The 8,954-nt window shown below is 69.9% G+C and carries 8 protein-coding genes and 1 pseudogene; 4 read left to right on the top strand and 5 right to left on the bottom strand.

Annotated elements, in window-relative coordinates; all coding sequences use genetic code 11:
- Positions 1-583, top strand: a 583-nt coding sequence (locus B7L92_RS35235) for a LuxR C-terminal-related transcriptional regulator (RefSeq protein ID WP_081241280.1), incomplete at its 5' end; no start/stop codon positions are given.
- A 68-nt stretch (positions 584-651) separates the two neighbouring features.
- Positions 652-1,011, top strand: a pseudogene (locus B7L92_RS35230) (IS6 family transposase); the annotation flags it as partial.
- A 37-nt stretch (positions 1,012-1,048) separates the two neighbouring features.
- On the opposite strand, the gene gvpJ reads toward B7L92_RS35230, so the two are convergent.
- The 5 genes from gvpJ to B7L92_RS35205 form a co-directional block, all read right to left on the bottom strand.
- Positions 1,049-1,435, bottom strand: coding sequence for a gas vesicle protein GvpJ (gene gvpJ / locus B7L92_RS35225; protein WP_081241279.1), 387 nt, complete (start codon positions 1,433-1,435; stop codon positions 1,049-1,051).
- A gap of 364 nt (positions 1,436-1,799) precedes the next feature.
- On the bottom strand, positions 1,800-1,970 hold the full coding sequence (locus B7L92_RS35220; RefSeq protein ID WP_255311290.1) for a hypothetical protein: 171 nt from the start codon (positions 1,968-1,970) through the stop codon (positions 1,800-1,802).
- Positions 1,971-2,335: 365 nt separating this feature from the next.
- On the bottom strand, positions 2,336-2,752 hold the full coding sequence (locus B7L92_RS35215; RefSeq protein ID WP_081241278.1) for an RNHCP domain-containing protein: 417 nt from the start codon (positions 2,750-2,752) through the stop codon (positions 2,336-2,338).
- Positions 2,753-2,781: 29 nt separating this feature from the next.
- Entirely contained in the window at positions 2,782-3,153 is a 372-nt protein-coding gene (locus B7L92_RS35210) for an RNHCP domain-containing protein (protein ID WP_107501713.1), read from the bottom strand.
- Between the two features lie 788 nt (positions 3,154-3,941).
- Positions 3,942-5,840 (bottom strand): CASTOR/POLLUX-related putative ion channel, encoded by a 1,899-nt coding sequence (locus tag B7L92_RS35205; RefSeq protein WP_081241276.1) that lies wholly within the window; start codon positions 5,838-5,840, stop codon positions 3,942-3,944.
- 291 nt (positions 5,841-6,131) lie between these two features.
- Between B7L92_RS35205 and B7L92_RS35200 the strand changes: the two genes are divergently transcribed.
- The gene (locus B7L92_RS35200) at positions 6,132-8,126 is read left to right on the top strand and encodes a flavin monoamine oxidase family protein (protein ID WP_081241275.1); all 1,995 of its coding nucleotides are present in this window, start codon (positions 6,132-6,134) and stop codon (positions 8,124-8,126) included.
- Between the two features lie 580 nt (positions 8,127-8,706).
- A partial coding sequence (locus tag B7L92_RS43100) for a helix-turn-helix domain-containing protein (RefSeq protein ID WP_255311288.1) occupies positions 8,707-8,954 on the top strand: 248 nt, incomplete at its 3' end.

The following is an 8,954-nucleotide window of genomic DNA, read 5'->3' as shown; positions in this document are numbered from 1 at the left end:
GGCCGGGCTCGGTTTCCAGTACGGCGCGCAGCCCGGCCTCGTCGTCGTGGCCGAAGCCGCCACCGCCGAGGATGCCGTCATCCGCGCCGCCGAGGGCGACATCGACGTCGTGCTGATGGATCTGCAGTTCGGCAGAGGCATGGGCGGCGCGGAAGCCACCGCCCAGATCACCGCCCTGCCGGGAGCCCCCCGAGTGCTGATCGTCACCACGTACGACTCCGACGCCGACACCCTGCCCGCCATCGAAGCCGGCGCCACCGGCTACCTCCTCAAGGACGCGCCGCCCGAGGACCTGGCCGCCGCCGTACGCACCGCAGCCGCCGGACGCACCACGCTGGCGCCCACGGTCGCCGACCGGCTGATGAACCGGCTGCGCACGCCGGACACCGCCCTGACCCGGCGCGAGACCGAAGTCCTCGCCCTGGTCGCCGACGGCCTGTCCAACCAGGCCATCGGCAACCGGCTCCACCTGACCGAGGGCACCGTCAAGTCCCACCTGGCCCGCATCTACGCCAAGCTCAGCGTCGACTCCCGCACCGCCGCCGTCGCCACCGCCACCGACCTCGGCCTCATCCGTCGCTGACAGCGCTGTCACGTCGGCTGACAGGGTGGCACGATCTTCTTCGTGATCACGGTGGAGGGGGATTGTTCTTGGCGAGCACGTCGTCGTACCGGGAGCACCGGTACCCGGTCGAGGCGCTCTCCCACTGTGTGTGGCTGCACTTCCGCTTCCCGCTGTCATCGCGTGAGGTGAAGGAGCCGATGCTCCAGCGCGGCATGATCCTCTCCTACGAGACGATCCTGCGGTGGTGCCGGAAGTTCGGGCGGACCCACGCCGACGGACTGCGTCGCCGCCGGCCCCGGCCCGGGGACACATGGCATCTGGACAAGGTGTTCATCAAGGTCGACGGAGAGCGGAAGTACTTGTGACGGGCCGTTGACCAGGACGGCAACGTGTTCGACGACATCCCCATGCAGAACCGCCGGGACGAGGCCGCAGCCCGGCGCTTCTCCGCCGCTCGACGAAGTCGACTACCGGCTGCGCTTTTCACCCCCTGCGTGAACCACCCTGTTTCTGCCGCGCCTCGCCGCGGGCCTGCTGGAAAGCATCGGAGATCGTCTGTGCAGCACCGGACAGAATTCCCTTGGTCGCACCCCGAGCCCCCGACTCGTTGATCCGTCCCGGCAGCTCGGCCAGCCCGGCCGGCTTGCGCGGTCCCGCCTCCAGATCGAGACGGTTGCACGCCTCGGCGAAGCGCAAGTAGGTATCGACGCTGGCCACCACGATCCGAACGTCGATCTTGAGTATCTCGATGCCGACCAGGGAGACCCGCACGAACGCATCGATCACCAGCCCTCGGTCAAGAATCAACTCCAGTACGTCGTACAGGCCGCTGGAGCCTCCCCCACCGCCCTGCCGCGCCACCACAGTCATCGCGATCAGCCCCTTCCTCGTCCCCTCTGGTCCAGCCCAGAGATTCCCCTCGCATCCGGACATCCGGCCGCTGGAAGCCGGGAACATGGCGGCAACCCCGAAAGGGCCCGCGACTCCCGGCCGCTGGACAGTAAAAATTTCCCCACGCGAGCAACCGCCCCGTCATACGCCTCGGATAACCCGTAACCGCACACTCACGCCCTGCGATATCTGCCTGATTCCTGGAAAGCCTCTCCCTCACCCGGGATCAGCCCGTGGCGACGGCATGGCCATAATCAGCCGTTCGACGGAAATCCCGGCACAACAACCCTGGCATCAGGACCATCACGGCCATCACGGCCAGCGCGAGCGGATGGCCGAATTCTCAGTTCAGCTGCGGCCTGTGGGTGAAGTTCATGCCGTAAACCCAGGCAGTCGTGATGGACGCTGCCACCACGGCCGCCCCGGCCGAGACACCGCGCACATCGGTGTTCTGCCAGGTGATCGCCTTCACCATGCGGATGTCGAGGAACGAGCCGATCAGTTCATGCAGCACGCACATCTCCGTGTCAGTGCGGGTGAGACTGTCGGCCACGCCCCGGAAGCAGGACTCCACCGCGCGCGACCAGTGGGTCGACGGAAACGATCAAACACTGCACGACGGACACCAACAGCTGGACCGCACAGCGGAACTCCGCCACCCCGGACCGGCCTCCAGGAGAGGTGCCGCCCATTCGCACCCGATGCAATTGGCGTCGGTGGAGCACAGGTACAGTCGTTGGCGCCGAGAACGATCACGGTCCGGCCGTGTCGGCTCCTCAGGGCTGTCGGCGGAGCGCCGAGGACGCCCCCGTGGGCTGGGCGTCCGGAAGCGGCACCGCGCCCGGGGAGACGGGATGCGTCCGCCCGGGCGCGGTGCCGTCACAGCGCGGTGAGCAGTGCGCGGTGGGCGACCCGCCGGTCCTGGAGTGGCCGGAGGGCCAGTCGCATCAGGGCGAGGGCGTTGTCGTCGCCGGCGATGCGGTTGGCGCTGAGTTCGCCGCAGGACAGGCACTGATGGATGATCATCCATTCGCCGTCCGGTCGTACGGTCAGACTCAGCGCTTCCATGCGACCGCGGCAGTCCGAGGCGCGGTCGCCAGGAACGCGGTGGTCGACGTGGAGGCTGGCCAGGCAGTTCGGGCAGTGGTTGCGGTGTGCGGTGCCGGGGGCGTCCAGTGAGACGTCGAGCCGGCAGCCCACGCACCGGAAGTCGTTGCTCCGGTGCCGGCCGTTGCCGTGCAGCACGTCCTTGTACCGCTGCGGTCGGCGCTGCTGCGGGGGTTTGCGTCGAGGCATGGCTGAATTCTCCTTTCCGTGACGAGTGCTCAGAGCGTTCCGAACGCTTCGAGCGGGAAAGGAGGTTCGGCCAGCGGCCGTACGGCCATCCGCATCAGGATGAGCTGGTTGTCGTCACCGCAGACCGGGTTCGAGGTCAGCTCGTCGCAGCGGACGCAGCGGTGGATCAGCATCCAGTCGCCGGTGCGCAGCACCGCGATGGAGATCGGGCTCATCCGCGAGCCGCACTCCGAGGCGCCGCCCTCGACCTGGTCGAGGACGTGCCGGGAGTAGAGGCAGGACGGGCAGTGGTTACGGCGTCGGCCGTCGGGCGCGAGCGCCGACACGGTCAGTCCGCACCGGACACAGGCGAAGGCCTCGGTGCCGAGGACGTGGCGGGCGATGGTGTGCTGAGGGTCGATGTTGTTGCTGGACACCCGGGGTGCTCCTTGCTGAGGAAGGTACGAAGACAGCAAGAGCAGGCCGAGCGGCCTCGGAAGCACCCGGGTGCCCGGCGGTGGCGGACGGTCTGCGTCCACACCCCTGGGACTGCGGGTGGCTAGGGAGACACCGGGATACCGTCCCGGAAATCCACTGCGTGACGGCGGTGGAAGGGACAGCGGTTACGCGGTGCGGAGAGGCGCGCTCGGCGCGGTCCGGGTCACAAAAACACCTCTTCCAGGGCACGAAAGCCCGTGAGCAGCGAAGTACCCGCTGAACGTAACACGGAGGTGTGGTGGGACGCCTGGGTATTTTGACCTGCACGGATGCGGCAGGAAGGCCCGACGGGTGCACGCCGAGCTCGTCCTGGGCCCTGGGCGTCCACGGACACCACGGCGCCGTGGAACCACGGAGGGCGTGAGCCGGACGGGAAGAGCGGGCCGGTGGTGCCGGCCCGGGCCCTTCCTGCGTTCACCGTCGACGATTCCAGGATCGGCACCGGCCGGGACGCCCCGGTGGCGCAGGCCCGATGACGTTCGGCGGGTGCGGTGGTGGGGCCGGCCGTGTTCGCCCTGTCTCGTGCGGTGGTGGGACCTGACGACCGCACACGACCATCGAGCCGAGAGGGCCGTCCGCTTCGCGAGCTGGAACCAGCTCACCAGCACTGTCGGCCGACCAGCCACGACCTGACCACAGCCCCGGGTCGCGGCCCGCATGCCGCGACGCACCATCAAACCGCCATACACCCACCAACGTGACGGTGCTTCCGTCAGTCCTTGCCGACAACGACCACCTCGTCCGCGGCCGTCCACCGGCGCCGCTCGGCTTTGGGCGGGTTGATCCGCACGCCGTAACCGGGACTTGCCGTCAAGTCGTCGTGGCTTCGGTAACCGATGGCGCATTCGCCGCGATGACGTGCCGCGGCCACGACGGTGGCGAAGGACGTCTCACGTCCTGGCAGCACGTAGTCGGTGGCCGGCCGCATGCGGACCCCGGTTCCGTCGGCGGAGAACAGTTCCTCGAATACTGCCGCCAGGTGACGGTTCTGGGAGATCTGCGCCATGAGCAGGCCGATGAGCTTGCCACTGATGATCACGTCGGCTCCGGGGCTGATGGGGGCCAGCGCCCGGTTGCGGTCGTCGATCAGTTCGGTGACGACCGGCAGTTCGCGCCCGGTGGCCTCCTCCAGTTGGCGCAGCAGCAGGAGGGTGACGAGTGTGCGGTTGTCGGGGTCGTCCGGTGGCTGTCCGGGCGCGGGGTCCTGGCCGAGCACGATCACGCTGTCATAGGAGTGAACGTCCAGACGTCGCAGGGTCTCGGGGCGGGTGACGTCCCCGCGGTGCAGTGTCAGGGCCAGGTCGGTGCCGCCGTGCGCGTCGGCCTCGTTCACCTGCCGGACCGTCGTCTCATCACCGTCCGCCACCACGTCGACGGCGGATCCGGGTCGGGCGCGGCGGCGCAGTTGGTCGACTATGAGCGGCGCTCGGCGATTCCAGCCCAGTAGGAGAACCCGTTCCGCTCGCGCGGGTGTCGGCGGCCCGGACGCCATCGCCTCCTTCTCGACCCACTCCGCGCAGTCGCCGAGCCAGGCCGTGTCGTCGTCACGGGAGATGACGACAAGCAGGTCGTCCGCAGCGAGGGGCGTCTGCCCCGGGGGGTTGAGCAGGGGGGTGCCCGAGCGCACCATGCCGACGACGCTCGACGTCGGGTAGGACAGCAGCGCGTCGCCGAACGGCCGGCCGGCCAGGGTCGGCTCGCTGATCAGGTAGAACTCGTCGCCGGCGAAGTCGAGGAGTTCCTGGTGGACGAGGGAAAGCCCGGGACGGCGCGCGGCCTGGACGATCAGCCGGGCGGTGACGGTGTCGCTCTCCAGGATGACGCCGCCCGGTCCGGCGGCGAGGCGGGCAGCCAGGCGGTAGCGGTCGTCCCGGACGGCAGCGACGACGGGCGGAAGGGTGGCCTCTCCGGTCAAGGCCGTCCTGAGCGCCAGCAGTGTCTTGACCACCTCGGCGTCGGCGTCGGGCTCGTCGTGAGGCATCACCAACACGACACCGGCCGTCTTCGGGCTGGTCAGGCTGAGCACGGCGGGGTCGGTGGTGGGGCCGCTGCGGCAGATCAGCCGCGTACGGCCGACGGGACCCGCCTTCGTGCTCAGGGCCTCCTCCATGGCGGTTTTGTCCCGGTCGGCCAGGACGGCCACCGCCGCCCGCCGCTGGTTGGCATTGGCAGCCACCAACTCGCTCACCACCGTGAAGACCTGCTCCGACCACCCCAAGACCACGGCGTGCCCTTGTTCGAGCACCGTGGAACGGCCCCGGCGCAACGCGGTGAGCCGTTCCGTCAGCGCCGTCGTGATCAGACCGACGAGGGTCGAGACGTACAGCAGAGCGACCAGGGCGAGCAGCAGCGACATCGTCACCCGTAGCGGTGTACCCGTCGAACCACCCAGCCGCAGTGTCTCCCCGGTCAGGCGCCACACCTCCGCGAACCGGCCCGGCAGGGACGCCGGTGCGTCAGGGTCGGTCCACACGAGCACCGCACTGGCCGGGACGACGACGGTCAGGCACAACAGCGCCATCCAGCCGACGAGGGCGGAGGCACCGCGGGTCAGCGTGTTGTCGAACCAGTAACGGGCTCTGTCGCCGAAGCGAGTACGCGGCTGCGCCACCCTTTCCCCCCTTGGTCGCCCCGCGCTCCTATGAGTCCGGGGCAACGCCGTGCAAGCGATGTGCCGCGCGAGCCCGCCGGAGAGCACGGATGTGGATACGCATCTGGCAGTGTGCGGGATCGATCACGACGGCTTCGGGGGGATGACCGGCATTCATTCCTTCGGGTTCCCCGAGCCATTCGCGCCGGCAGACCTGCTGTGACGTCAGGGTTCGTCGCCGCTTAGCTCCTTCGGGTCAACGCCGGAGCGAAGGGCGGGCGTCCGGTCACGGCCGCCGGTACAAAGACCGCCATGACTGAAGATCACGCGGTGGTGCGTTCGGATGGCGGTCTGTCCCGGAGGAGCTTCGCAGCGGTGGCCGGCACAGCCACGGTGGCCACGGCCCTGACCGGCGGTGTCGCCGCGGCCCTGCCCGCACCGACCGCCCCGGGCGACAGCCGTGGCGCCGACTTCGACCGGTGCCTGGCCGTCGCTCGCGCACTCCTCGTCCTGGACTCCGACGACCGCCCCCTCGTCCCGCGTTACCAGAGCGTCCTCCAGAAGGGACTGCCGGCTCAGCGACGGACACGGCCCAAGAACGTCCTGGTCATCGGCGCCGGCCCGGCCGGGCTGGTGGCCGCCTGGTTGCTGAAGAGGGCAGGTCACCGGGTGACGGTGCTGGAGGCCAACGGCAACCGAGCGGGCGGACGCGTCAAGACCTTCCGGAGCGGTGGCCACGAACGCGCCGAACAGCCCTTCGCCGATCCCCGTCAGTACGCCGAAGCGGGCGCGATGCGCATCCCGGGCAGCCATCCCCTGGTGATGGAGCTGATCGACCAGTTCGGTCTGGAGAAGCGGCGTTTCCACTACGTCGACGTCGACAGCGAGGGGCGTCCCGCCAACCGCACCTGGATCCACGTCAACGGTATCCGCGTGCGGCGCGCCGACTACGCCCGCGCGCCCCGGCGCGTGAACCGGTCCTTCGGCGTCCCCCGGGCCCACTGGGACACCCCCGCCGCCGTCATCCTGCGCTCCGTGCTGGACCCGGTGCGCGACGAGTTCAGCCGCGTCGGCCGCGACGGCAAGCGGGTCGACAAGCCGCTCCCGGAGCGGCTGCAGGGCTGGGCCCGGGTGGTGCAGCGCTTCGGTGACTGGTCGATGTTCCGCTTCCTCACCGAACACGCCGGCCTCGACGAACGGACCATCGATCTGATCGGCACCCTGGAGAACCTCACCTCCCGTCTCCCCCTGTCCTTCATCCACAGCTTCATCGGCTCCTCCCTCATCAGCCCCGACACGCCCTTCTACGAGCTGGAGGGCGGCACGGCCGTACTGCCGGACGCCCTGCTGGAGCGCGTGCGCAAGGACGTGCGGTTCGACCGCCGTGTCACGCGCATCCAGTACCACCATCCCGACCGCCCGTCGCCGGACGTCGAGCAGGTCCGGAGCAAGGGCCCGCACGTGTGGGTGGACACCGTGTCGGAGGGCCGCGACGGCCCTGTCGTACGCGAGCAGTTCACCGCGGACGTCGCCGTGGTCACGGTGCCGTTCTCCGGACTGCGCCACGTACAGATCGCCCCGCCCATGTCGTACGGCAAGCGCCGGGCGGTCTGCGAGTTGCACTACGACAGCGCGACCAAGGTGCTGCTGGAGTTCAGCCGCCGTTGGTGGGAGTTCGACGAGGCCGACTGGAAACGGGAGTTGCGCGCCGTCGACCCGGGGCTGTACGACGCCTACCGCACCGGTCGGGCCGCCGCGGACGGCAGCCTGCTCGGCGCCCACCCCTCCGTACCCGCCGGGCACATCACAGCGGGTCAGCGCACCCACTACGCCGCCAACCGCGCGGTCGCGCGCGACCAGCCGGAGGCCGTCGACGTCGTAGGGGGCGGATCGGTGTCGGACAACGCCAACCGGTTCATGTTCCATCCCTCCCACCCGGTTCCGGGCAGCGCGGGGGGCGTGGTCCTGGCCTCCTACAGCTGGGCGGACGACGCGCTGCGCTGGGACTCGCTGGACGACGAGGCACGGTACCCACACGCTCTGTGCGGCCTCCAGCAGGTCTACGGCCAGCGCATCGAGGTCTTCTACACCGGCGCGGGCCGCACGCAGAGCTGGCTGCGCGACCCCTACGCCTACGGAGAGGCGTCCGTGCTCCTGCCCGGGCAGCACACGGAGTTGTTGTCCGCCATCCCCGTGGCTGAGGGGCCGCTGCACTTCGCCGGGGACCACACGTCCGTCAAGCCGGCATGGATCGAGGGAGCCGTGGAGTCCGCCGTGCGTGCCGCCTTGGAGATCCACACAGCGTGAGCCGAGCGGTCCGCTGAACCACGACGCGGGCACAGGCCGCGGCGCACCGGCGTCGAGGCCTGTGGTTCCCGCAGGGTGGGTGGTGTTCCAGCCGGTCCGCGTCCGCACCGGCTCGTCTTCGTGCTGCACACCGGCATCCAGTGGGAGTACCCGCCCCAGGAACTCGCTTCGGATCCGAAATGACCTGCCGGCGGCACCTGGCCGCCTGGAGCGGGGCAGGTGTGTGGGAGCAGCCGCACGTCGTGCTGCTCAAGCAGCTGCGGTCGGCGGAAGAAGCTCGACCGGTCGCGGGCCGTGATCCACTCTCCCCCCTGGCTTCGCCGGGGGCACCCCCTACCCGCATCCGGGCGGCCCGCAGGAGCCCGCCAGCGGGCCGAGCCCGCCCGGCCGCGCACGGCCGGGCAGCAGGCACCACCTCTCCGTCGACGGCCGGGGCATCCCACTCGCGGTGCCGCTGACCGGCGGAAACCGCGGACGACATCACCCAGCTCCCGCCCCTGCTCGAACAAGGCCCCATCGGTTGCCAGGACCTCTTAGTCGGGTTCTTCTCAGCGGAACACCGATCGGCCTAGTATTCGGTGTGAAGAATTCAGAAGGACTCGAGGACCCCGCGGACACCCCCGCCGCCGCTGCCGCCGTTGCCGGGCAAGGACAGGGGCTGGAGTCCGTGGACAACGCCCTGAAACTGCTGCTCCTGCTGCGCAGGAACGGCCGTCTGCGGCTGAGCGAGGCCGCCGACCACCTCGGCGTCGCCCGCTCCACCGCCCATCGGCTGCTCGCCACCCTGCGCGGCCGCGGCTTCGCGGTGCAGGGTGGCGAGCAGCCGAT

Origin of the sequence: Streptomyces viridosporus (genome assembly GCF_002078235.1) — a bacterium.
In the GTDB taxonomy this organism is placed as follows: domain Bacteria; phylum Actinomycetota; class Actinomycetes; order Streptomycetales; family Streptomycetaceae; genus Streptomyces; species Streptomyces viridosporus.
The sequence above is the reverse complement of the archived record's forward strand: the minus strand, read 5'-3'. Positions and strand labels throughout refer to the sequence as shown.